Origin of the sequence: Citrobacter sp. NCU1 (genome assembly GCF_010231475.1) — a bacterium.
Lineage (GTDB): Bacteria > Pseudomonadota > Gammaproteobacteria > Enterobacterales > Enterobacteriaceae > Citrobacter_D.
Genome location: NZ_NRDO01000007.1, coordinates 17,470 through 40,808, shown reverse-complemented (window position 1 = coordinate 40,808; position 23,339 = coordinate 17,470). Strand labels below are relative to the sequence as shown.

The following is a 23,339-nucleotide window of genomic DNA, read 5'->3' as shown; positions in this document are numbered from 1 at the left end:
TCTTTTTTGTTAAAGGTACGGTCAATAAAAATAAAAACCCATAATGATTACCTCTTATTATGGGTTTGCATCAAATATTATCTGAAAGCGCCCAGAAAATGGCCGTTATTTGGAAAGCAGATCACAAATTATTGGCCCAATATTCTCAAATGCGGACGGCGAAATAATATCAACATGTGCGCAGTCCTGACGGTAGATATCCAATTCGGCTATCCACGGTGCCCAACTCCGCTCAGGACTCACGCCTTCTGGTAGCGTCCGTTGTGCCACAAAGAGGGTGGCCCGGCCATCAAACGGTACGCTGCGCGCCGTGGTGAGTAAGCGGACCGCATCCGCATAATTGCCCCCTATGGCCGTGAATAATGCCTCGCTGGTCTGCCCACGCTGAGCGGACAAAAACGCTTCGCGCTCGCGCTCGATTTCAGCCAACACTTGCGGATCTAATCCGTTGGCCTCTTTCTCCTGCCAGTTTTGCGTTTCTGGCGGCCAGGTATCCAGCAGACCGAGGAACGCGACATGTTCACCCCGGGCGCATAAACGCGCAGCAATTGCCTGCGCCAACGTCCCTCCCAGAGAATACCCCAGTAAATAGTACGGGCCATGCGCTTGCTGTTTCAGCAGCGTCGCCAAATGATGTTCACAGACCTCGTCAAGACTCGCCGCCGTCTGCATCGGACCATGGGGTCGTGGTGACTGAATCCCCATGATTGACCACTGTGGTGCGAGGTAGCGCGCCAGAACGCTAAACTGCCAGGCAAAACCAGAAGCCGGATGGAAACAAAATAGCGTTGGCCCATCGCTTTTGCGCAGCGGTAACAACGTTTCAAATCCCAGTTGCCGGGAATGCTCGTCGTCAACGGTATCCAGCAGCGCACTCAGTTGTGCGACGGTGGACGCCACCATAATCTGACCCGGCGTAACCTGGCGGGCAAATTTTTGACTCAACTGCGCGGCCAGTTTCATTGCCAACAGTGAGTGCCCCCCCAGCGCGAAGAAATCGGCCTCCACGTCGTTGACCTCGCAACCTAACATCTGGGTAAAGGCGTTAGCGATCGTCGTTTCCGTTCCGGGAAGCGGTGCACGCCCTTGCGTACGTTGTGTCACCTGCGGCATCGGCAATGCTTTCCGCTCCAGTTTTCCGTTGGCACTCAACGGCAGTTCCGCCAGTTGAAGCAGTACAACCGGAACCATATGCTGCGGGAGTTTTTCACGTAACTGTTCTTGTAACGCGGTGACGTCCAGTGGTAGACCGGAACGCGATACCAGATATCCCACAAGTTGTCGGACATCACCGCCCGTCGCCGCCGCCTGATTGAACACGCAGGCATGGGCGACGGCATGCTCGACATCCGGCAGCATTTGCATCACGCGGTCGATTTCCCCCAGTTCAATACGCTGACCCCGGATCTTAAGCTGATCGTCACTGCGCCCCAGATACTCGACTGCGCCAGAGGTAAGCCAGCGCGCCACGTCGCCTGTACGATACATCCGTTCACCAGGTGAAAATGGATCGGCGATAAAACGACTTGCCGTCAAATCGGCTCTTCCCAGATAACCTTGCGCCAGCTGGATACCCGTCAAATACAAATCCCCCGCCGTTCCCGGCGGGACCGGGCGCATCATGGTATCAAGGATCCGCAGACCGGTATTCCAGACGGGATAACCGATCGGCACACTACTTCCGGTCACTACCGCAAGTTCATCGCCACAGGCCGGATACCAACTGACATCCACGGCCGCTTCCGTTGGCCCATACAAATTGTGCAGCGGCGCGCCGGTCAACTGTTGCCACTCGCGGCACAGGTCGCTGGGCAGCGCCTCACCACTGCAAAAAACATGCTGTAACGATGCACAACTTGAGCGGGCGGTTTCAGGTGTCAGCGAGGCGACAAACGCTGCCAGCATTGACGGTACAAAATGGGTGGTGGTCACACCGTAATGTGCAAAGAAACGCTGCATCGCCAGCGGATCGCGATGCGCTTGCGGCTCCGCCATCACCAGCCTGGCGCCGGCGATAAACGGCCAGAAAAACTCCCACACCGAAACGTCAAAACTGCAGGGCGTTTTTTGCGCCACCACATCCTCTGTCGTCAGCGGATAGTGATCCTGCATCCACAGCAAACGGTTCACGATAGCCGTTTGCCCGACCATCACCCCTTTCGGTCTTCCCGTCGAACCCGAGGTGAAGATGATATACGCCGTATGGTGCGGAAGAGACAGCGCTAACGATGCGGTGTCGCCAGCCACAAGTGGTTCGCTGTAGCACAGGGTTTCCAGGCCAGGCATACCGCTAAAGCGCGCCCATTGCTCATCGGTCGTAATCAACAGTTTTGGCTGTGCGTCTTCCAGCATCATTCGCAGTCGATCGTCAGGATATCCCGTATCCAGCGGGAGCCAGGCGGCGCCAGCTTCGACAATGCCATGCAACGCTAATGTCAGGAACACCGATCGTGGCAACGCCACCGCCACGCTATCCCCAGGCGTCACCCCACGTTCACGCAGTACATTGGCGAGCGCCACCACCTGCTCACGCATTTCGCGATAACTGAACTGATAATGCGCATCCACCAGCGCAGGGGCATCCGGCGTTTTACTCGCCTGCTGAGCCACCAGCGCACTGAGCGTGGTCGACGGAATATCCACCGCCGTCGCATTCACCTTCGCGAGTTGTTCATACTCGGCAGGCAACAGCATGTCGGCATCACCACAGCGCAGCGACGGATTTGCCGCAAACTGGTTGATCAGCGCCATTAAACGCGAGGCATGCTGAACCAGGGTGGCTTCCTCATAGCGCTGTTTATTGGCGAGGATTTCAATACTCAGGCCGCCTTCTTCATCAGGAAATAGCGCCAGTTCCAGATCGTTAACCGGCCCCGTCGCCAGCGTGTGAGTGATAGCCTGAACGCCAGGGATATCCAGTTGATAGTCAAATACTTTCACGTTCAGAACGGGGCCGAATAACGGTTCGCCCCCCGCTGCGCGCCCACTGTCGCGTACAATCTGTTCAGCGTCATAGCGTTGATGGCGGCGCATTTTCTTCAGTTGTCCGGCAAGACGCGTCGCCAGTTCCGCAAGCGTTTCTGCCGCCCTGATGCTCACGCCCAGCGGCAGCACATTCAGCACCGGGCCTGTCGCGGTCAACGCGACCGACCCCATCCGGCGCATAAAGATAAAACCGGCGGTGTAATCAGGGCGTCCACATAAGCGCCCCAACCATAGCGACACCAGCGCCAGCGCGAGATCGGCGCGCTGCACATGGGGCATACGGCTGGACAGTTGGCGGAACATACCTTCAGGCGCGTTCAGCTTCATGCGCAACACATCCGCACTGGCGCCGCCGCCAGACAGAGGAGCAGAAGACAGCGATGCTGGAGGCGGTAACTGGGCGCGCTGTTGCGACCAAAATGCCCTATCACGTTGCCAGGCTTCGCTGTCACGGTAGTGCTGATACTCGTCCACAACCTCGGCAAAGGGGGTAAACGGAGAGTCCGGCGTCGGTTCTCCACGTTGCCATGCGCGGTAAATAGCGGCGATTTGTCGCGTAATAGCCGGGAAACTAAAGCCATCCACCAGTAAATGATGATAACGCTGATACCAGTACCAGCGCGTGTCAGCCACCTGAATCAACAGGTGCAACGCAAGCGGTTTTCCACCGTCGGCCCGCAGATCTTGCCCGAGATCGGCGTGCATCAACGCCAGCGCGTCGGCGACGGGTGCAGATTCACCTCGCAAATCAATTATCTTCGGTTCGGCAATGGGTAAACTCGGATCAACCCATTGCCAGACCTCTCCGTTATCTTCCGTAAACCGCAAACGCAGCGTGTCCGCCTGTTGCATTCCCGCCGCCGCCGCTTTCGCCAGTAAAGGCGCATCCAGCTCGCCGCGTAATTCCACATAATGCGCCACACTCCATGCAGAAGGCAGAGAAGAGAGTTTTTCCGCCATCCAGATCCCCGGTTGCGCGGCGACCAAAGGCAAACGTTGGGTCATTGTGCCTCCTGCACATTGGCATAATGGGCGGGCGTCAATGTCGTCCAGTGAGCTGCCAGCCAGTGTTGACAGGCTTCTTGTGATTGCGGCTCGCACACCACCTGCCAGCCCGCAGGCAATGAACACTGCTGAGGCCAGAGACTACACTGGCGCTGCGCATTTTGCAGAATGTAAAACTGTCCCTGCGGATCATCGAAGGGATTACTGAATTCCATACTCAACTCCTGTCGTGGAAACTCGCCCGGATCAGGCCTGATTATTCTGGTGCTTAGAGGGAGCTATCAGCGGTTGCCATAACGTCATCAACCCCTGCATTAATCCGCCGCGCCAGCAAAGCGCATCATGTCCGCCGTCAACCTGACGCCAGCACACTGACGGTTGCACGTGATGTAATTGGCGGTAAAGCGCCTGATTTGCCTCAAAAATGATCGGCTCTCTGATGCCCGCCTCCAGCACAATGCGCAATCCCTGTGCGGAAACAGCGCCCGCCTTCAGTTGCCCGGTAATACTCCCTTCCTGCTGTGCGCCGCGATGCGGCCACCAGTAAGAACCCGATTGACTCAGCACGCAGCCGAATCGCCCGGGCCAGTGCAGACCGGCGTACAGAGACGAAAGTCCGCCAAAACTTTGCCCGGCAACGATCGTCTCCTCAGGGCTATCGCTAAACGGCGCGACGGAGTGCACTTGCGGCAATAGCTCCTGTTGAACCGCCAGCCAGAAGTCCGCATTACACGGTAATTCCCGGCTACGGTGAGCGGTGTCGATGGCATCGATAAGCAGATAAACGGCGGCAGGAAGCCGCTGTTGGGAAGTGAGCGAAGTGAGTGCGGGCCAGACAGGCATACTCTGCGCCCAAAACTGCCCGTCCAGCAAAATCGCCAGCGGACGTTTCTCCCCAAAATGATCCCCGGTCGTAAACACCCACACGCGTCGTGTGTTGCCCAGACGTTCGCTACGCCATTGCAAACAACGTGGGGGAGTATCCGGTAATTCAGGGTGATCCCATCCAGGCTGCGCCGGGGCATCTGGCATTTCCAGCGCCGAAACAGCATGCCCTCTTCCTCCCGTCCAACTGACCGGGTTGAGCGGATCGGCAATCGCCTGCGGTAAAAGTTGTCGCCATCCTTCACGAAGCACCGTGCGGTCAGGCGTTTCACCGGCAATCAATGAGGTAAAAATATCGTCGCGCGTGGTCGGGATAAAACAGTAACTGCCCCGCCAGTGGGCGCTGAGATCCGTGCTCCACTGCCAGACATCTGTCCCGGCAAGGCGTCGCATTGACTGCGGAATGGCATTTTGATGGTGATCGGTAACACCCGTGATGTAGACCCAAACGCGGCGTATCGGGGAGTCGTTTTCTGTTCCCTGCGGGTCGCGCCACCAGAAAGTGACCCGGCAATCACCGTTTTCATTACGAATCCATTCCGGTCCATTTTTTGACTGCCACCAGCTATCACTTCCCACCGCAAACGCTGTCACCAACATAACCCCATGTTTATTGTGAAATTTTTCATTCATCGCTGAAATATATTGATAATATTATTGATAACTATTTGCATTTGCAATAGCGTATTGTCGCGCTGTGGGAAGCGCGAACCGTCTATCACCACTTATCAATGCTCTGGCACTGCGTGCTTTTTCTGGAATGAATGGTCTTCGCAGAGGCGGGCGACATCAGGCTAATCCCCCTTTACCGGGCGCGGTTGGCACACGTGGCTAAAAAAAGCAGGACATACAATGAACAAGAAGATTCATTCCCTGGCCTTACTGGTCAATTTAGGGATTTATGGGGTAGCGCTACCCGCTCTGGCAGAAGAGACAGCAGAAAGCCCTGCCGTCGCCAATGAAGACACCATCGTGGTGACCGCCGCCCAACAAAACTTACAGGCACCGGGCGTCTCCACCATCACCGCAGATGAAATCCGCAAAAATCCGCCCGCCCGCGATGTGTCGGAAATTATCCGTACCATGCCTGGCGTCAACCTGACGGGCAACTCCACCAGCGGTCAGCGTGGGAACAATCGTCAAATTGATATTCGCGGGATGGGCCCGGAAAATACCCTGATCCTGATCGATGGCAAACCGGTCACCAGCCGTAACTCTGTCCGCCTTGGCTGGCGCGGTGAACGCGATACCCGTGGTGATACCTCATGGGTGCCGCCGGAGATGATTGAGCGTATCGAAGTGCTGCGCGGTCCTGCCGCAGCCCGTTACGGTAATGGCGCCGCCGGTGGCGTAGTGAATATCATCACCAAAAAAGGCAGCAGCGAATGGCACGGATCGTGGAATACCTATTTTAATGCCCCCGAGCATAAGGAAGAAGGTTCCACCAAACGCACCAACTTTAGCCTGAACGGCCCGCTGGGCGGGGATTTCAGTTTCCGCCTGTTCGGTAACCTCGACAAAACACAGGCCGATGCACGTGACATTAACCAGGGTCATCAATCGGAACGTACTGGCATCTATGCCGACACGTTACCTGCGGGTCGTGAAGGGGTGATCAATAAAGATATCAATGGCGTTGTACGCTGGGATTTCGCCCCGCTCCAGTCTCTGGAATTTGAAGCAGGTTACAACCGCCAGGGCAACCTCTACGCCGGTGATACGCAGAACACCAACACCAACCAGTTGGTGAAAGATAGCTACGGGGAAGAAACCAACCGTATGTATCGCCAGAACTACGCCATCACCTGGAATGGCGGCTGGGATAACGGCGTTACCACCAGCAACTGGGTGCAGTATGAACACACCCGAAACTCCCGCACACCAGAAGGTTTAGCGGGAGGCACCGAAGGCATCTTCGATCCAAAAGCATCGCAGAAATACGTTGATGCCGATCTGAATGACGTGATGCTGCACAGCGAAGTGAGCATTCCGTTCGATCTCTACGTGAATCAGAACCTGACGCTGGGTACTGAATGGACCCAACAGCGCATGAAAGACATGCTCTCCAATTCGCAAACCTTTATGGGCGGCGATATTCCGGGATCGAGCAGTACCGACCGCAGCCCGTACTCGAAAGCGGAAATTTTCTCGCTGTTTGCCGAAAACAATATGGAGCTAACCGACAGCACCATGTTGACGCCAGGCCTGCGTTTCGACCATCACAGCATTGTGGGCGACAACTGGAGCCCGTCCCTGAACCTGTCGCAAGGTCTGGGCGATGACTTCACCCTGAAGATGGGGATCGCGCGCGCCTACAAAGCACCGAGTCTGTACCAGACTAACCCGAACTACATTCTGTACAGTAAAGGCCAGGGCTGTTATGCCACGGGGGCCGCCACCGGCATCGGTTGCTACATGATGGGTAATGATGACCTGAAAGCCGAAACCAGTATCAACAAAGAGATTGGTCTGGAATTCAAGCGTGACGGCTGGCTGGCGGGCGTGACCTGGTTCCGTAACGATTATCGCAACAAGATAGAAGCCGGTACGACACCGCTTAGCAGAACCTCTATCAACAACAAAGGCAAAACGACCTACACCGATATCTACCAGTGGGAAAACGTACCGAAAGCGGTGGTTGAAGGTCTGGAAGGGACGTTGAACGTGCCGGTGAGCGAAACCGTCAACTGGACCAACAACATCACTTACATGCTGCAGAGTAAGAATAAAGAAACCGGCGAACGCCTGTCGATTATTCCGGAGTACACGCTGAACTCAACCCTGAGCTGGCAGGTTCGTCAGGATGTCTCTCTGCAATCAACGCTCACCTGGTACGGCAAGCAAGAGCCGAAGAAATACGATTATCAGGGCAAACCGGTGACGGGTACGGATAAACAATCTGTCAGTCCGTATAGCATTGTCGGTCTGAGCGCGACCTGGGACGTGACGAAAAATGTCAGCCTGACCGGCGGCGTGGATAACGTCTTTGACAAACGCCTGTGGCGTGAAGGTAATGCGCAGACCGTCAGCGATACGAAAACCGGTGATTTTATGGCAGGCGCTGGCGCGTACACCTATAACGAACCGGGGCGTACGTGGTATATGAGCGTAAATACCCACTTCTGATGCTGATTTCCCCCTCTCCACATGGGAGGGGGATTTCATGAAAAATCATGCTAACTCATCACTCAACCCTCTCGTTTGCCGGGCACTCGTTGCACTGTATTGCGTTCGACCCTGACAGTTTCCATGAGCACGATCTCTTCTGGCTGCCGCATCACGCACAGTTACACGCGGGTGGACGAAAACGTAAAGCCGAGCATTTAGCCGGGCGCATCGCCGCCGTCCACGCGCTGCGTGATTACGGCAGTAAAGCCGTTCCCGGTATCGGTGAACAACGCCAACCGTTATGGCCTGCGGGTTTATCGGGCAGTATCAGCCATTGTGCAACCACCGCCCTCGCCGTTGTTGCAAGGCAGCCTGTAGGCGTGGATAGGGAAGCGATTTTTACGCCGCAGATGGCGGCAGAACTGACAAGCAGCATCATTGATGACGAAGAGCGGGAAATTTTACGCTCCAGCGCCCTTCCTTTTACGCTCGCCTTAACACTGGCCTTTTCCGCAAAAGAGAGCCTGTATAAAGCGTTTTATGGCATGGTTAATCTCTGGTCGGGATTCGACAGCGCGAAAGTCACTGCGATAAACGCAAGCCGTATAAGCTTGCGTTTAACCGCTCTATTTTCAGCAAAAATCGCCGAACAGGTCGTTAACGTCCAGTGGCAAACGCATGGCGAGTGTGTCATCACATTATGCCTGGCGCATCCTACATCCCAGGAAACAGGACCCCATTCCCCGGCGCTTCGCGATCCAGATGGATAAAGTTCAGATGCCGCTCGTACTGATCGAGAATATCGGTGATCACCTGCTCCTTGCTGTAGTCCATCAAATCGTTCCCCTGACTGCCCTCAAGCAGAAAGGTTTCCAGCCGGTAGTAGGTCGATTTCCCGCTTCGCGCCCGATACGTGAAACCGGGGATTGCATACTTTTGCGGCCAGATTTGATAAACGAAATTACGTTCATCCCCCAGATTCACCCGCAGATCCAGATGACCGAGCGCTTCCCCTTCCTCCGGTGGCAGGCTCGAAAGCACAACGTTCGCGCCGCGCAGTTTCAGTTCGTGCGCCACCTCTTCCATTGCCGGAAAACAGACCGTCTCCATCATCTCGCGGGTGTAACGGGTTCCCGGATAGTTCATCAGCCGCGACAAGCGTTTTTTCCAGCTCAACCGGTCCTGGATACCCATCGGGCGCGGGGCGGTGTTCCGGTTGGCGCTTTCCCGGCGGTAATCTTCAACCTTCAGCGATTTATACAGTCCGGCCATAACAAAGAAGATCACGAAGCTAAAGGGCAGCCCCATAATCACCGTCGTATTCTGTAACGCTGAAATCCCATTGGTCATCAGCATCCCCAGCGTTAGCAGGCCAATCGCCACTGACCAGAACACGCGCAGCCAGGCGGGCGCATCGCTGTTGATATCTTTCAGCTTCGACGTGAAATTCCCCAACACCAGCGCGCCAGAATCCGCCGACGTCACATAAAACAGCAGCCCGGTTATCGTGGCGACAGACGCGCTAAAGGTAAACGCCGGATACTGCGCCAGCAGGCTATAGAAACCACGCTCAGGATGGGTCATTGCCTCTTCGGCAAAACCCGCGTCACCGTGGATGATCTCGTACAGTGCGCTGTTACCAAACACCGACAACCACAGCAAGGTGAAGGTGAACGGAATGATCAGCGTGCCGAAAACAAACTGGCGAATCGTACGTCCACGGGAAATGCGCGCCAAAAACAGGCCGACAAACGGCGACCACGCCACCCACCACGCCCAAAAAAAGAGCGTCCAGCTATTCATCCACTCCACCGGACGGTCAAAGGCAAAGCTGTTGAGCGTCATGCCCATAAAGCGGTTCACATAGTCGCCCACGTTCAGCACCAGCGCGTTAAGCAGGAACGAGGTGTCGCCCATCAACAGCACAAAGAGGATCAGCCCCAGCGCCAGCAGCACGTTGAGTTCCGACAACACGCGGATCCCTTTATCCACCCCCGAGGTCACCGAAATGGTGGCGATCACTACCGAGAGCACAATCAGCGCCGCTTTCGCCGCCATTGAATCCGGGATATCAAACAGCACGCTCAGACCGTAGTTGAGCTGTACCACGCCAATCCCCAGCGTCGTGGCAATACCGAAAATCGTGCCGATCACTGCCGCGATATCAACGCTGTGACCGATAGGCCCATTGATGCGTTGACCGAAAATCGGATATAGCGCCGAGCGGATTGTCAGCGGCAGATTATAGCGGTAGCTAAAATAGCCGAGCGCCATCCCCATCAACGCATACATCGACCAGCCGGTGAGGCCATAGTGGAAAAGCGTCCACACCATCGACTGACGCGCCGCTTCAATGGTCTGCCCCGCCCCTTCCGGCGGCTGCATATATTGGCTGACAGGTTCAGCCACCGAGAAGAACATCAGGTCAATACCAATCCCGGCCGCGAACAGCATCGCCGCCCAGCTTAACAGGCTGAATTCAGGTTTCGATTGTTCCGGCCCCAGTTTGACCGAACCAAAGCGCGAGCAGGCAATAAAGATAACAAAAACGATATAGAGCGTGGCCGCCAGCAGGTAATACCAACCGAACGTTTTAGAGACCCAATTCAATGTATGGCCGATCCAGGCCGCGGAAAAATCACGAAAAAAAAGGGTGACCAGGGAAAACAACAAAATCAGTCCGGCTGAGGTGTAAAAAACAACGGGATTGATTTTGTCCTTTTCTCCGTCACAAACAAGGTTCGTCATCGATTACCTCAAGTTAAGTAACGCTGACTACTCTGTTGAGCAGCAAACTCCAGGAGTTTCTGTAAGGTCATTGCATTCTGAATGCAAAAATCAAAAACAGCCTTATTCACAGAAACAAAAATAAACATAATTATTTGTTTTTACTTAAATAAACTAAATTACACTGAATCTCTCCTTAACGAATTTCTCCAATCAATATAACAATTAATACACATTTTATATTGAACGTCCAATCAAAAAACGGTTAAATACATAAACAAAACTGATGATTGGAACAGTAAAAATGCCCAAAGTGGGGATGCAAAGCCTTCGTCGCAGACAGTTGATTGACGCCACACTGGACGCCATTAATGAGGTTGGCATGCACGATGCCACCATCGCGCAAATCGCCCGTCGCGCCGGTGTGTCGACCGGCATCATTAGCCACTACTTCAAGGATAAAAATGGGCTGCTGGAAGCGACAATGCGCGACATCACCAGCCAGCTTCGTCACGCGGTTTTGCGTCGTCTGCAAGCGCTGAAAGAGGCCCGCGCCGAGCTGCGATTACGCGCCATCGTGGCCGGGAATTTTGACGACAGTCAGATCAGTCAGGCGGCGATGAAAGCCTGGCTGGCTTTCTGGGCGAGCAGTCTGCATCAACCGATGCTGTACCGGTTGCAACAGATCGCCGATAAACGCCTGCTTTCCAACATTGTGTATGAGTTCCGCCGTGAACTTCCTCATCAACAGGCGCAACTGGCGGGCTACGGGCTGGCGGCCCTGATTGACGGACTCTGGCTACGAGCCGCACTCAGCAATGAGCCGTTCAATCTGAGTCGCGCACAGGCACTGACCACCCATTTCATCAGCCAACATTTGCCGAACGCCACTGGCTAACCGAGGAGAGCGTATGTCCCAAATGGCAGAACAACAGCTTTACATTGACGGCAGATACACTGCCGCCACCCGCGGTCGCACCTTCGAGACGACCAATCCCGCCAACGGCGAAATCCTGGCCACCGTACAAGAAGCGGGTCGCGAAGATGTCGATCGCGCCGTCAAGAGCGCCCAGCGTGGGCAGAAAATTTGGGCGGCAATGACCGCGATGGAACGTTCGCGTATTTTGCGCCGGGCGGTGGATATTCTGCGCGCGCGTAATGACGAACTGGCAACACTGGAAACCCTCGACACCGGAAAACCGTTCAGCGAAACCGCCAGCGTCGATATCGTGACTGGCGCTGATGTGCTTGAGTATTACGCCGGGCTGATCCCGGCGCTGGAAGGCACGCAAATCCCGCTGCGCGAAACCGCTTTTATTTACACTCGCCGCGAACCGCTGGGCGTCGTCGCGGGCATTGGCGCGTGGAACTATCCGATCCAAATCGCCCTGTGGAAATCCGCTCCGGCACTTGCCGCAGGCAACGCGATGATCTTCAAACCCAGTGAAGTGACCCCGCTCACAGCCTTAAAGCTGGCAGAGATCTACAGCGAAGCGGGTCTGCCGGACGGTGTCTTTAACGTGCTGCCGGGGACTGGCGCCGAAACCGGGCAATTTCTAACAGAACATCCGGGCATCGCGAAGGTTTCCTTCACCGGCGGCGTCACCAGCGGTAAAAAAGTGATGGCGAACTCCGCGGCATCCTCGCTCAAAGAAGTCACGATGGAGTTGGGCGGGAAATCACCGCTGATTATTTTTGAAGACGCCAACCTGAATCTTGCCGCCGACATCGCCATGATGGCGAATTTCTATAGCACCGGCCAGGTTTGCACCAATGGCACCCGCGTGTTTGTTCCAACACGAATGAAAAGCGCCTTTGAACAAACCATCCTCGCCCGCGTGGCGCGCATTCGTGCCGGCAATCTGTTTGATCCGGCCACCAACTTTGGCCCGCTGGTCAGCTTCCCACACCGCGAAAATGTTCTGCGCTATATCGAAAGCGGTAAAGCGGAAGGCGCAACGCTGCTCTGCGGCGGCGAAGCGCTGAAAGGTCACGGATTTGATAACGGTGCATGGGTCGCCCCGACGGTCTTCACCGACTGCCATGACGAAATGACTATCGTGCGTGAAGAAATTTTCGGCCCGGTGATGTCAATCCTGACCTATGAGAACGAAGACGAGGTCATCCGCCGCGCTAACGACACTGACTACGGGCTGGCGGCGGGCGTCGTGACGGCCGATCTTAACCGCGCGCACCGCGTGATTCACCAACTGGACGCCGGGATCTGCTGGATCAATACCTGGGGTGAATCCCCCGCTGAAATGCCGGTGGGGGGGTACAAACACTCAGGCATCGGTCGCGAAAATGGCGTGATGACGCTGCAAAGTTACACCCAGGTGAAATCCATCCAGGTTGAGATGGGTCAGTTCCAATCCCAATTCTAACCAGGAGGTTTATTTGCATTTTGACTACATCATTATTGGCGCCGGCTCTGCCGGCAACGTGCTGGCGACACGCTTAACAGAGGACAACGATACCACCGTACTGCTGCTGGAAGCAGGCGGTCCGGACTATCGCGCCGACTTTCGCACCCAGATGCCCGCCGCGCTTGCCTTCCCCTTGCAGGGTCGGCGCTATAACTGGGCCTATCAAACCGAACCAGAACCGTACATGAACTTTCGCCGCATGGAATGCGGGCGAGGAAAGGGGCTGGGCGGTTCGTCACTGATTAATGGCATGTGTTATATCCGAGGCAACGCCCTGGATCTTGATAATTGGGCGCAGACGCCGGGTCTCGAACACTGGAGCTACCTCGATTGCCTGCCCTACTACCGTAAAGCCGAGTCCCGTGATACCGGCGCCAGTGACTATCACGGCGGCGAAGGCCCGGTGAGCGTCACCACCCCAAAGCACAATAACAATCCGCTGTTCCATGCGATGATAGAAGCTGGCGTCCAGGCAGGATACCCGCGAACTGGCGATCTCAACGGCTACCAGCAGGAGGGATTTGGTCCGATGGACCGAACCGTCACACCTCGGGGCCGTCGCGCCAGCACTGCGCGGGGGTATCTCGATCAGGCACGGAAACACCCAAATCTGACTATCATCACCCATGCCCTGACCGACCGTATCCTCTTTGACGGTAAAAAAGCGGTGGGCGTGGCGTGGCTGGCAGGCGACAGCACGATGGCGAATCAAGCGACCGCACGCAAAGAAGTGCTGCTTTGTGCAGGAGCGATTGCCTCGCCACAGATCCTGCAACGCTCCGGCGTGGGCGATCCGGCGCTACTCAAAACCGTTGATATTCCGCTGGTACATGCGCTTCCCGGCGTCGGCGAAAACTTGCAGGATCATCTGGAGATGTACCTGCAATATGAGTGCAAAGAACCGGTCTCGCTCTACCCTGCCCTCCAGTGGTGGAATCAGCCGAAGATTGGCGCGCAATGGTTATTCGGTGGCACAGGCACGGGTGCCAGCAACCATTTTGAAGCGGGAGGGTTTATTCGTAGTCGCGACGGGTTTGCCTGGCCGAACCTTCAGTACCACTTCCTGCCGGTTGCCATTAACTACAACGGTTCGAATGCCGTCAAAGAACACGGTTTTCAGTGTCACGTGGGATCGATGCGTTCCCCCAGTCGGGGCCATGTGCATCTGACATCACGTGACCCGCGCGAACACCCGGCCATCCTGTTCAATTACATGTCGGCGGAGCAGGACTGGCAGGAGTTTCGCGACGCAATTCGCATCACACGTGAAATCATCAACCAGCCCGCGCTGGATAAATTCCGTGGCCGGGAAATCAGCCCAGGCATTGACTGCCAGACCGATGAACAACTGGACGCCTTTGTGCGCGATCACGCCGAGACAGCGTTCCATCCCTGCGGGACCTGTAAAATGGGTTATGACGAGATGGCGGTGGTGGATGGCGAAGGGAAAGTCCACGGCGTTGAGAATCTGCGCGTGGTGGATGCCTCGATTATGCCGCAAATCATCACCGGCAATCTGAACGCCACCACCATCATGATCGGCGAGAAAATGGCCGACCTCATTCGTGGTCGGACACCGCTGGCCAAAAGTACCGCCGATTATTATGTGGCAGGCGATACGCCAGTACGAAGAACGCCGCGTCGTTAATACGAACTCCGCTCTGGGCGCAGAGCGGAGACGCACTTAGGCTTCGCGACACGCCACCAGCGTTTTTCTCTGTTGACCGCGCTCATCAAAATTCTCTGGCGCCAGCCAGCGTTGCAACGCGCGATCGCATTGCGGCCATTCGCCGTCAATCATCGACAGCCAGTCGCTGTCGCGATTGCGCCCTTTACGCACAATTTTTTGCCGAAACCGGCCTTCATAGACAAAGCCTAAACGCTCTGCCGCCTGCCGCGATGCGGTATTCAGCGAATCGCATTTCCATTCAATGCGACGGTATCCTTGCGCAAAGGCATGCTCCAACAGCAGCCAGAGCGCTTCGGTACCCAGCACCGTATTCTTCATTCGCGGCGACCAGGTCACATGCCCAATCTCAACCGACCCATGCTCCTGCTCAATCGCCATATAACAGACCAGCCCAACCGCGCGTGCCGAGCGGGCATCAATAACGGCAAAAGGCACCAGCGTCTCGTCATGGGCTTTGCCGTCAAGCCAGCGGGTTGTCGCCTGCACGCTTTCCGGGCGATCGCTGGCAAGCCAGGTCCAGTCACGCTCATCGGCGGCCTGCGCATAAGCATCGAAAAGGTCAGCAGCGTGACGTTGAGGTTCGAGGGGTTCCAGTCGACAATAGCGTCCGTCAAGCACAACACGGGAAAGCAGAGATGCCCCCGTCCAGTCCGGTAGCGCGTCGCCCACCGTTTGTCCATACAGATTAATTTCCGGCACAGTTCACCCCAGCAGATTGGTCGTTAAATTTTTATATCAGTTTGCTGGCGGCAAGAAAAGACGCTGCTCAAGAAATCATCAATTTGGTGAATACCATCTTCTATAATGAGGAAGAAACACCCACACATGAGTCCACTATGGCGCTACCCGACTTTCACATCTCCACACCGTATACGCTGGGTATCGAGCTGGAAATGCAGGTGGTTAACCCGCCAGGCTATGATTTGAGCCAGGATTCCTCTCACCTGATTGATGCTGTCATCCCCCATCTTCAGGCAGGAGAAGTGAAGCACGATATCACCGAAAGTATGCTGGAGATGGCAACCGGCGTTTGCCACAACATCGACCAGGCTGCCGCACAGTTTTCGGCGATGCAGCAGGTGATCCTGAATGCCGCAGCGAACCATCACCTCGCCATTTGCGGCGGCGGCACCCATCCGTTTCAGACGTGGCAGCGCCAGCAAGTCTGCGACGATAAACGCTATCAACGTAACCTGGAAAGCTATGGTTATCTGATCCAACAAGCGACGGTATTTGGCCAGCATGTGCATGTGGGCTGCGCCAGCGGCGATGACGCCATTAACCTCCTGCACGGCTTGTCCCGCTTTGTGCCGCATTTTATTGCGCTCTCTGCCGCCTCTCCCTATATGCAGGGTTCGGACACCCGCTTTGCCTCCTCGCGGTTGAATATCTTCTCTGCCTTTCCGGATAACGGCCCCATGCCGTGGGTCAGCAACTGGCAGGAATTTGAGGGACTTTTTCGCCGTTTGAGTTACACCAGTTTGATCGACAGCATCAAAGATTTGCACTGGGATATTCGCCCCAGCCCTCACTTTGGGACGGTCGAAGTCAGAGTCATGGATACGCCGCTGACCCTGAGTCACGCGATCAATATCGCGGGGTTGATTCAGGCCACCGCCTGCTGGTTGCTCTCTGAGCGCCCGTTTAAATATCAGGAGCGCGATTACCTGCTGTATAAATTCAACCGTTTTCAGGCGTGTCGGTACGGTCTTGACGGTATTCTGACGGATGTCCACACAGGTCAACATCATCTACTGGCGGACGACACGCTGCGTCTGCTGGAAAACGTCGCCCCCTTTGCTGACAAGGTCAATGCCGCCAGCGCGATTGAGGCACTGCATCTGCAGGTGAAAAATGGGCTGAACGAAGCGCAGCAAATGCGTCATTTCGTCGCACAAGGCGGTTCGTTAACCGGTCTGGTAAAAAAACACGCTGAAATCTGGGCAGGCGTTTAACGGCGAGGTTTGCGTTAGCTGACGATATCCCGGACAATGGCTTTTTAACTCAAGTTTAACAATGCCATGAAACACCCCCTTGAATCGTTGATGACCGCTGCCGGTATTCTGCTGATGGCGTTTCTCTCTTGTTTGCTGCTGCCCGCGCCGGCGCTCGGTCTGGTGCTGGCGCAAAAGCTGGTTGCAACCTTTCATTTGATGGATCTCAACCAGCTTTACACCCTGTTGTTTTGCCTGTGGTTCCTGGCGCTTGGCGCCATCGAATACTTTGTGATTCGTTTTATCTGGCGGCGCTGGTTCTCACTGGCGTAGTGAGTCGCGAAGGCGAGGCTCCCGGCACGGTTTAGTGCGCCCGGCTATGATTTTCTTTGCGGTACGCACCCGGCGGTTGGTTAAACGTTCGGGTAAATACCCGCGTAAACGTCTGCTGCGACTCAAAGCCATACTTCAGACAGATGTCATACACTTTCTGGTCTGTATCACGCAAATCACGCGCGGCCAGTCGCAGTTTACGTTGCCGAATATAGCGTCCCAGACTCTCTCCTTTGTACTGCAAAAACAGGCGTTGCAGGTGCCATTTTGAATAGCCCGCATGACGCGCGATATCATCAATGCGTAACGGCTGATTTAAATTGTCATCTATCCACGCCACAATCGTGTCGATAACCCGAGCGGACATCGTCATCGTGCTCTCCCCTCTAAAAAGAATCCTTATTCCCACCAGGCCGTAAACAACTGCATGGGATCAGCCAGATTGACCTGTTCGCCTAACATCGGCGTCAGTAACCGGTAATCTTTATCGCGACTGGCAAACGCCAGACGTTTATACGGATCGTCCCAGGTATGTTTTGCCAGCACAAAGCGCCCCGCATGTCCGGGTACAACCGCCTTTGCATGCAGATCCTGCGCGGCCTTCGCCGTTTCTTCTGGCATCATATGGATGTACTTCCAGTCCTGGTCGTACTGGCCGTTTTCCATGATGGCCAGATCCACCGAGCCAAACTGTTCCCCTATCGCTTTAAAATGCGGCCCGTAACCCGAGTCACCGCTGTAGTAAATTCGCTGTTCCGGCGTTTCAAACAGGAAACTCGCCCACAACGTCTGGTTGCGTTTAATGCCGCGCCCCGAAAAATGCCGGGCAGGCAAGACATGAACCCTCAGTGCGTCGTCAACGCTGACGGACTGGTTCCAGTCGCGCTCTTCGATGATGTCGCTGTTCATGCCCCAGTAGCGCAGATGCGAACCAACGCCCAATGGCACGATCGCGCGCTTAATCTTCGGCATTAACGCCTTAATCGTGGCGTAATCCAAATGATCATAGTGATCGTGTGAAATTATCAGCAGATCGATCTCCGGCATATTTTGCGCCGTCCAGGGATAATGTCCGGCAAACGCTTTGTTTAAAAACGAAAACGGCGCGGCGTAGTTGCTGAATACCGGGTCAATCAGAATGCGTTTACCTGACAATTGTAGGTACCAGGAAGAGTGGCCCAGCCAGATAAGTGTCTCCTGCGTTTGCGGCAGACCGGCAATATCGCCAGGCACCAGCGGTAAGGGCTGAGGCGGTCGCGCATTTTCCCGTTTCGCCACCAGAAACTCCCACCACGCGGCAATCATCCCTTTATCTCCGGTATAACCCGGCGTAGGTAACGTATTGTGAAACGCACCGTCGCGATAGTGCGGCGACTGTTCAATCTGGGTTAACTGGCTGCCTTGCGGTGCCTGACCAAACCCAGGATTAAGAACAAACGGCAAACTGGCTGCTGAGGCAATAAGCATAATTAAAACCACACAAACGGTGAGACGCTTCATATCCTGACCTGAAAACGCGCGCCTTTCCGATGGTTTGCGCGGCTGACTCTTGATTATGAGTGAGTAAGCACTCATTATAGAAAGCGAACATTTCCCGTCAAGATGATTTTCAATCTTTGACATTCACCGTTGCGGCGCTGCAGATGCCGTGATTCAATCGTCTTTTCTTACCGACTTAAGGGTTAAGTGTAGTGGCTCGTCCGAAGAGTGAAGACAAAAAACAGGCATTACTGGAAGCCGCAACCGCAGCCATTGCGCAATCTGGCATCGCCGCATCGACGGCGGTTATCGCACGGAGTGCAGGGGTTGCTGAGGGAACGTTGTTTCGCTATTTCGCGACAAAAGATGACTTAATCAACGCACTTTATCTCCATCTTAAACAAAGTCTTTGTCAGTCCATGATGGCAGAGCTGGATCGTTCGATTACTGATGACAAGACCCTGACCCACTTCATCTGGAAGAGCTACATCAACTGGGGTCTGAACAACACCACCGGGCATCGCACCATTCGCCAGCTCGCGGTCAGTGAAAAAATCACCAAAGAGACAGAGCAGCAGGCGGATGACATGTTCCCTGAACTGCGCGATCTCTGCTATCGCTCCGTATTACCCGTCTTCATGTCTGAGGAATACCGCGCGTTTGGCGATGCGCTGTTTCTTTCACTGGCGGAAACGACCATTGAGTTTGCTGCCCGCGATCCTGCCCGTGCCGGTGAATTCATCTCACTGGGTTTTGAAGCCATGTGGCGCGCCCTGACGCGTGAGGAAGGATAATGGATGGGAAAACCCTGCATGAATGCGCGAAACGCATTGCGCTTGAACTGCCCTTTACCGAGCTCTGCTGGCCGTTCGGCCCGGAATACGATGTCTTTAAAGTGGGCGGCAAGATTTTCATGATTGCCTTAGTGCATCGTGGTCGTCCGCTGATTAATCTGAAGTCCGATCCGCAAAAATCACTGCTTAATCAGCAAATTTATCGCAGCATTGAGCCCGGCTATCACATGAACAAAAAACACTGGATCTCCGTGTATCCGGGCGAGGAGATCAGTGAGTCGCTACTTTACGATCTGCTGAATGACTCCTGGAACCTGGTGGTCGATACTTTGGCGAAAAAAGATCAGAAGCGGTTGCGCCCTGGCTGATTTATCGTTGACGCGGATAAGTGTTTTTGCCTTTTTCTCTCTTATCTTTTCTCAGCCAACCCTGTACTCTGCTGGCACGAAACGTACCCGCAGAGGGTACCAAAACACTCAGGAGTATTTATGGATATCGTTTCTGTCGCCTTAAACCGCTACTCCACTAAGGCGTTCGACCCCAGCAAAAAACTGACCACAGAGGAAGCTGAAAAGCTGAAGACGCTGCTGCAGTTCAGTCCGTCCAGCACCAACTCACAACCGTGGCATTTCATCGTTGCCAGCACCGATGAAGGTAAAGCTCGCGTCGCAAAATCCGCCGCCGGTAATTTTGTGTTTAACGAACGCAAAATGCTCGACGCTTCCCACGTGGTGGTTTTCTGTGCCAAAACGGCGATGGATGATGCCTGGCTTACGCGCGTCGTGGATCAAGAAGAGAGCGATGGCCGCTTCGCAACGCCGGAAGCCAAAGCCGCTAACCACAAAGGCCGTACGTTCTTCGCCGATATGCACCGTAAAGAACTCAAAGACGACAACCACTGGATGGCGAAGCAGGTTTACCTCAACGTGGGTAACTTCCTGTTGGGCGTGGCGGCGATGGGACTCGACGCGGTTCCCATTGAAGGTTTTGATGCTGAGGTTCTCGACGCAGAGTTTGGTCTGACGGAAAAAGGCTATACCAGTCTGGTCGTCGTTCCTGTCGGACATCACAGTATTGAAGATTTTAACGCGGCCCTGCCAAAATCGCGTTTACCTCAGGAAACGACCCTGACAGAAGTCTAAAACGCCCTCTCCGTGCCGGATCAAGGCGTTGTCTGAGATCCGGCCTGTCCCTCCCCTGTGCGTTTCCTCCCCTGCCCGCATTTGCATATTTTCTCGACAACCGTCATCATAGGTCTCTGTTTATTAAGGAGACATTATGCAGGAATTGATATCTCAGGTAGAGGAGTTAGGCATTGAAATGAATCACACCACCTCGCTGGTGATGATTTTTGGCATTATTTTTCTGACGGCCATTATTGTGCATATTATTTTGCACTGGGTGGTGCTGCGAGCCTTTGAGAGGCGTGCGACGGCCAGTTCCCACCTGTGGCTGCAAATTATTACGCAGAACAAGCTGTTTCACCGACTGGCGTTTACCCTGCAAGGGATTATCGTCAACATCCAGGCCGTACTTTGGTTACAAAAAGGCAGCGAAGCCGCAGATATTCTGACCACCTGTGCGCAGCTGTGGATCATGATGTATTCCCTGCTGTCGATGTTCTCCCTGCTGGACGTGATCCTCAACCTGGCACAAAAATTCCCCGCTGCTTCTCAGCTTCCGCTAAAGGGGATCTTCCAGGGCATTAAACTTATCGGCGCAATTCTGGTCGGTATTCTGATGATTTCGCTGTTAATTGGTCAATCGCCTGCGATTCTCATCAGCGGTCTCGGCGCGATGGCCGCCGTGTTGATGTTAGTGTTCAAAGACCCCATTCTCGGGCTGGTCGCCGGGATCCAACTCTCTGCCAACGATATGCTCAAGCTGGGCGACTGGCTGGAGATGCCGAAATACGGCGCTGACGGCGCGGTCATTGACATCGGCTTAACCACGGTAAAAGTCAGTAACTGGGATAATACCATCACCACCATCCCGACCTGGTCGCTGGTGTCCGACTCGTTTAAAAACTGGAGTGGCATGTCCGCGTCCGGTGGTCGTCGAATCAAACGCAGTATCAATATTGACGTTACCAGCATTCATTTCCTCAGCGAAGAGGAGCTACAAAAGCTGAAGAAAGCGCATCTGTTAGCGCCTTATTTAACCTCGCGCCATCAGGAAATTAATGAGTGGAATCAACAATTGGCGGCCCCGGAGTCGGTACTCAATCACCGTCGGATGACCAATATTGGCACCTTCCGCGCCTGGCTGAATGAATATATTCGTCAACACCCGAAGATTCGCAAAGACATGACCATGATGGTTCGCCAACTGGCGCCGGACGATCACGGTTTACCCATTGAGATTTACGCGTTCACCAATACCGTCGTCTGGCTGGAATACGAGAGCATTCAGGCTGATATTTTCGATCACATTTTTGCCGTTATCGAAGAGTTTGGCTTGCGCATCCACCAGTCGCCAACCGGCAATGATATTCGGTCGTTATCGGGCGCGATTCAGCGCTAATTAGACGTCCAGGGAAGATGCCGATCTCATCTGGCTGATGAGATCGGCGATTCTTTAGCGGGCTTTACGGCGCAGCAGTTTGAAAGTCACAAACAGGAACACAACCCACACGGGCAGTAACATCGCCGACAGACGCATATCGTCGATCGTGCACATCAACACCAGAATCATCGCCAAAAACGCGATGCACAGATAGTTCCCGGCAGGATAGAGAAGCGCTTTGAACTGTGTGTCACGTCCTTTGCGACGCATTGCCGCACGAAAACGCAGGTGCGCAAGGCAAATCATTATCCAGTTCAGCAGCAACGTCGCCACCACTAACGCCATCAACAAACTGAATGCCTTTTGCGGCAGCAGATAGTTTATCAATACCACCAGCGAGGTGACCGCCCCGGAAAGCAGCAACGAGTTCACCGGCACACCCCGGTGGCTGACACGGGTTAAGAATTTCGGTGCGTTGCCCTGAACGGACAGCCCAAACAGCATTCGGCTATTGGAATAGACGCCGCTGTTATAGACCGACAGCGAGGCCACCAGAATGACAAAATTCAACGCGGAGGCCACTATGTTGCTGTCCAGATTGTGAAAAATCATCACAAACGGACTGCTGTTAGATTTCACCTCAACCCACGGATAAAGCGCGAGCAGCACCACCAGAGAACCGATATAAAACAGCAAAATACGATAAACCACCTGGTTCACCGCTTTCGGGATGCTTTTTTGCGGATCGCATGCTTCAGCCGCAGTAATACCAATCAATTCCAGCCCGCCGAAGGAGAACATGATCACCGCCAGCGAGAGAATCAAACCGTTCCAGCCGGTGGCAAAAAAGCCGTTATAACGCCAAAGGTTTTCGATACTTGCGTGCTCGCCGCCGCTACCGGAAAAGAGCATCCACAGCCCGAACCCGATCATGCCGATAATCGCCAGCACTTTAATTAACGCAAACCAAAACTCCGTCTCGCCATACAGACGTACGTTCACCAGATTGACGGCATTGATAATAATGAAAAAAGCCGCGGCCCAGATCCAGGTTGGGACATCGGGCAACCAGTATTGCATGTAAATACCGGCTGCCGTCAGCTCCGCCATGCCAACCAGCACAAACATCACCCAGTAGTTCCAGCCGGAGAGGAATCCGGCAAACGGCCCCCAATACTTGTAAGCAAAATGGGCGAAAGAGCCAGAAACAGGTTCTTCTACGACCATTTCACCCAGTTGCCGCATGATTAAAAAGGCGATGATCCCGGCCACAGCATAACCCAGCAAAACAGCCGGACCGGCCATCTGAATGGCAGGGCCAATTCCCAGAAACAGCCCTGTGCCAATAGCGCCCCCGAGGGCAATTAATTGAATATGACGGTTTTGCAACCCTCGATGAAGCGTCGGTTCACTGTTCGACGCGGCATCTGACGTACTGGTGTCAGATGCAGTTGACGCGTTTTTCACG

At 54.6% G+C, this 23,339-nt stretch carries 19 protein-coding genes; 11 read left to right on the top strand and 8 right to left on the bottom strand.

The genetic code is table 11. The features are described 5' to 3' along the window. Nucleotides 1-105: 105 nt before the first annotated feature. Genes entF through fes form a run of 3 tightly spaced genes read right to left on the bottom strand, consistent with a single transcriptional unit; the run spans nucleotide 106 to nucleotide 5,475 of the window. On the bottom strand, nucleotides 106-3,990 hold the full coding sequence (gene entF, locus CJP72_RS03765; protein WP_162379565.1) for an enterobactin non-ribosomal peptide synthetase EntF: 3,885 nt from the start codon (nucleotides 3,988-3,990) through the stop codon (nucleotides 106-108). Then, nucleotides 3,987-4,205 (bottom strand): MbtH family protein, encoded by a 219-nt coding sequence (locus tag CJP72_RS03760; protein WP_162379564.1) that lies wholly within the window; start codon nucleotides 4,203-4,205, stop codon nucleotides 3,987-3,989. The genes entF and CJP72_RS03760 overlap by 4 nt, the downstream gene beginning before the upstream one ends. 31 nt (nucleotides 4,206-4,236) lie before the next feature. Then, complete coding sequence (gene fes, locus CJP72_RS03755) at nucleotides 4,237-5,475, bottom strand: enterochelin esterase (protein ID WP_446714963.1); 1,239 nt, start codon at nucleotides 5,473-5,475, stop codon at nucleotides 4,237-4,239. A 252-nt stretch (nucleotides 5,476-5,727) separates the two neighbouring features. Between fes and CJP72_RS03750 the strand changes: the two genes are divergently transcribed. Both CJP72_RS03750 and entD read left to right on the top strand, forming a co-directional pair. Then, complete coding sequence (locus tag CJP72_RS03750) at nucleotides 5,728-8,001, top strand: TonB-dependent siderophore receptor (RefSeq protein WP_162379563.1); 2,274 nt, start codon at nucleotides 5,728-5,730, stop codon at nucleotides 7,999-8,001. Between the two features lie 47 nt (nucleotides 8,002-8,048). Continuing rightward, the gene (entD, locus tag CJP72_RS03745; protein ID WP_162379562.1) at nucleotides 8,049-8,753 is read left to right on the top strand and encodes an enterobactin synthase subunit EntD; all 705 of its coding nucleotides are present in this window, start codon (nucleotides 8,049-8,051) and stop codon (nucleotides 8,751-8,753) included. Here entD and CJP72_RS03740 read toward each other — a convergent pair. Next, nucleotides 8,698-10,731, bottom strand: coding sequence for a choline transporter (locus CJP72_RS03740; protein WP_162379561.1), 2,034 nt, complete (start codon nucleotides 10,729-10,731; stop codon nucleotides 8,698-8,700). The two genes, entD and CJP72_RS03740, sit on opposite strands and share 56 nt — an antisense overlap. A 283-nt stretch (nucleotides 10,732-11,014) precedes the next feature. Here CJP72_RS03740 and betI point away from each other — a divergent pair, with 283 nt between their 5' ends. The 3 genes from betI to betA are packed head-to-tail and all read left to right on the top strand — an operon-like array spanning nucleotide 11,015 to nucleotide 14,784. Continuing rightward, nucleotides 11,015-11,608 (top strand): transcriptional regulator BetI, encoded by a 594-nt coding sequence (betI, locus tag CJP72_RS03735; RefSeq protein ID WP_162379597.1) that lies wholly within the window; start codon nucleotides 11,015-11,017, stop codon nucleotides 11,606-11,608. Between the two features lie 13 nt (nucleotides 11,609-11,621). Beyond that, nucleotides 11,622-13,094 carry a betaine-aldehyde dehydrogenase gene (gene betB / locus CJP72_RS03730; RefSeq protein WP_162379560.1) on the top strand — a complete coding sequence of 491 codons (1,473 nt, stop codon included), beginning with the start codon at nucleotides 11,622-11,624 and terminating at the stop codon, nucleotides 13,092-13,094. A 13-nt stretch (nucleotides 13,095-13,107) separates the two neighbouring features. Further along, nucleotides 13,108-14,784 (top strand): choline dehydrogenase, encoded by a 1,677-nt coding sequence (gene betA, locus CJP72_RS03725; protein WP_162379559.1) that lies wholly within the window; start codon nucleotides 13,108-13,110, stop codon nucleotides 14,782-14,784. 36 nt (nucleotides 14,785-14,820) lie between these two features. Here betA and CJP72_RS03720 read toward each other — a convergent pair whose 3' ends face one another. Beyond that, entirely contained in the window at nucleotides 14,821-15,525 is a 705-nt protein-coding gene (locus CJP72_RS03720; RefSeq protein ID WP_162379558.1) for a GNAT family N-acetyltransferase, read from the bottom strand. Between the two features lie 137 nt (nucleotides 15,526-15,662). On the opposite strand from CJP72_RS03720, the gene CJP72_RS03715 reads away from it, so the two are divergent. Both CJP72_RS03715 and CJP72_RS03710 read left to right on the top strand, forming a co-directional pair. After that, nucleotides 15,663-16,781, top strand: coding sequence for a YbdK family carboxylate-amine ligase (locus tag CJP72_RS03715; protein WP_162379557.1), 1,119 nt, complete (start codon nucleotides 15,663-15,665; stop codon nucleotides 16,779-16,781). 66 nt (nucleotides 16,782-16,847) lie between these two features. After that, complete coding sequence (locus CJP72_RS03710) at nucleotides 16,848-17,093, top strand: DUF1158 domain-containing protein (RefSeq protein WP_162379556.1); 246 nt, start codon at nucleotides 16,848-16,850, stop codon at nucleotides 17,091-17,093. Between the two features lie 31 nt (nucleotides 17,094-17,124). Here the strand turns inward: CJP72_RS03710 and CJP72_RS03705 are convergent, their stop codons facing one another. Next, nucleotides 17,125-17,466 carry a RamA family antibiotic efflux transcriptional regulator gene (locus CJP72_RS03705; protein WP_162379555.1) on the bottom strand — a complete coding sequence of 114 codons (342 nt, stop codon included), beginning with the start codon at nucleotides 17,464-17,466 and terminating at the stop codon, nucleotides 17,125-17,127. A 26-nt stretch (nucleotides 17,467-17,492) separates the two neighbouring features. Beyond that, nucleotides 17,493-18,593, bottom strand: coding sequence for an MBL fold metallo-hydrolase (locus CJP72_RS03700; protein WP_162379554.1), 1,101 nt, complete (start codon nucleotides 18,591-18,593; stop codon nucleotides 17,493-17,495). A gap of 191 nt (nucleotides 18,594-18,784) precedes the next feature. On the opposite strand from CJP72_RS03700, the gene CJP72_RS03695 reads away from it, so the two are divergent. The 4 genes from CJP72_RS03695 to CJP72_RS03680 all read left to right on the top strand — a co-directional run bounded on the left by CJP72_RS03695 (nucleotide 18,785) and on the right by CJP72_RS03680 (nucleotide 21,889). Beyond that, the gene (locus tag CJP72_RS03695) at nucleotides 18,785-19,366 is read left to right on the top strand and encodes a TetR family transcriptional regulator (RefSeq protein WP_162379553.1); all 582 of its coding nucleotides are present in this window, start codon (nucleotides 18,785-18,787) and stop codon (nucleotides 19,364-19,366) included. Next, on the top strand, nucleotides 19,366-19,734 hold the full coding sequence (locus CJP72_RS03690; RefSeq protein ID WP_162379552.1) for an MmcQ/YjbR family DNA-binding protein: 369 nt from the start codon (nucleotides 19,366-19,368) through the stop codon (nucleotides 19,732-19,734). Before CJP72_RS03695 ends, CJP72_RS03690 begins: the two co-directional genes overlap by 1 nt. Nucleotides 19,735-19,854: 120 nt before the next feature. Next, nucleotides 19,855-20,508, top strand: coding sequence for an oxygen-insensitive NAD(P)H nitroreductase (nfsB, locus tag CJP72_RS03685; RefSeq protein WP_162379551.1), 654 nt, complete (start codon nucleotides 19,855-19,857; stop codon nucleotides 20,506-20,508). A 136-nt stretch (nucleotides 20,509-20,644) separates the two neighbouring features. Further along, nucleotides 20,645-21,889, top strand: a complete 1,245-nt coding sequence (locus tag CJP72_RS03680) for a mechanosensitive ion channel family protein (protein WP_162379550.1) — start codon at nucleotides 20,645-20,647, stop codon at nucleotides 21,887-21,889. A gap of 54 nt (nucleotides 21,890-21,943) precedes the next feature. On the opposite strand, the gene pheP is transcribed toward CJP72_RS03680, so the two are convergent. Further along, entirely contained in the window at nucleotides 21,944-23,338 is a 1,395-nt protein-coding gene (gene pheP, locus CJP72_RS03675; RefSeq protein ID WP_162379549.1) for a phenylalanine transporter, read from the bottom strand. Between the last annotated feature and the right edge of the window lies 1 nt (nucleotide 23,339).

Coding starts and splice junctions, on each gene's coding strand:
- betB (WP_162379560.1), top strand. CDS start 11,622: ATGTCCCAAATGGCAGAACAACAGCTTTACATTGACGGCAGATACACT.
- CJP72_RS03690 (WP_162379552.1), top strand. CDS start 19,366: ATGGATGGGAAAACCCTGCATGAATGCGCGAAACGCATTGCGCTTGAA.
- CJP72_RS03710 (WP_162379556.1), top strand. CDS start 16,848: ATGAAACACCCCCTTGAATCGTTGATGACCGCTGCCGGTATTCTGCTG.
- CJP72_RS03760 (WP_162379564.1), bottom strand. CDS start 4,205: ATGGAATTCAGTAATCCCTTCGATGATCCGCAGGGACAGTTTTACATT.
- nfsB (WP_162379551.1), top strand. CDS start 19,855: ATGGATATCGTTTCTGTCGCCTTAAACCGCTACTCCACTAAGGCGTTC.
- CJP72_RS03705 (WP_162379555.1), bottom strand. CDS start 17,466: ATGACGATGTCCGCTCGGGTTATCGACACGATTGTGGCGTGGATAGAT.
- CJP72_RS03700 (WP_162379554.1), bottom strand. CDS start 18,593: ATGAAGCGTCTCACCGTTTGTGTGGTTTTAATTATGCTTATTGCCTCA.
- fes (WP_446714963.1), bottom strand. CDS start 5,475: ATGTTGGTGACAGCGTTTGCGGTGGGAAGTGATAGCTGGTGGCAGTCA.
- entD (WP_162379562.1), top strand. CDS start 8,049: ATGCTAACTCATCACTCAACCCTCTCGTTTGCCGGGCACTCGTTGCAC.
- CJP72_RS03715 (WP_162379557.1), top strand. CDS start 15,663: ATGGCGCTACCCGACTTTCACATCTCCACACCGTATACGCTGGGTATC.
- betI (WP_162379597.1), top strand. CDS start 11,015: ATGCCCAAAGTGGGGATGCAAAGCCTTCGTCGCAGACAGTTGATTGAC.
- entF (WP_162379565.1), bottom strand. CDS start 3,990: ATGACCCAACGTTTGCCTTTGGTCGCCGCGCAACCGGGGATCTGGATG.
- CJP72_RS03680 (WP_162379550.1), top strand. CDS start 20,645: ATGCAGGAATTGATATCTCAGGTAGAGGAGTTAGGCATTGAAATGAAT.
- CJP72_RS03750 (WP_162379563.1), top strand. CDS start 5,728: ATGAACAAGAAGATTCATTCCCTGGCCTTACTGGTCAATTTAGGGATT.
- CJP72_RS03740 (WP_162379561.1), bottom strand. CDS start 10,731: ATGACGAACCTTGTTTGTGACGGAGAAAAGGACAAAATCAATCCCGTT.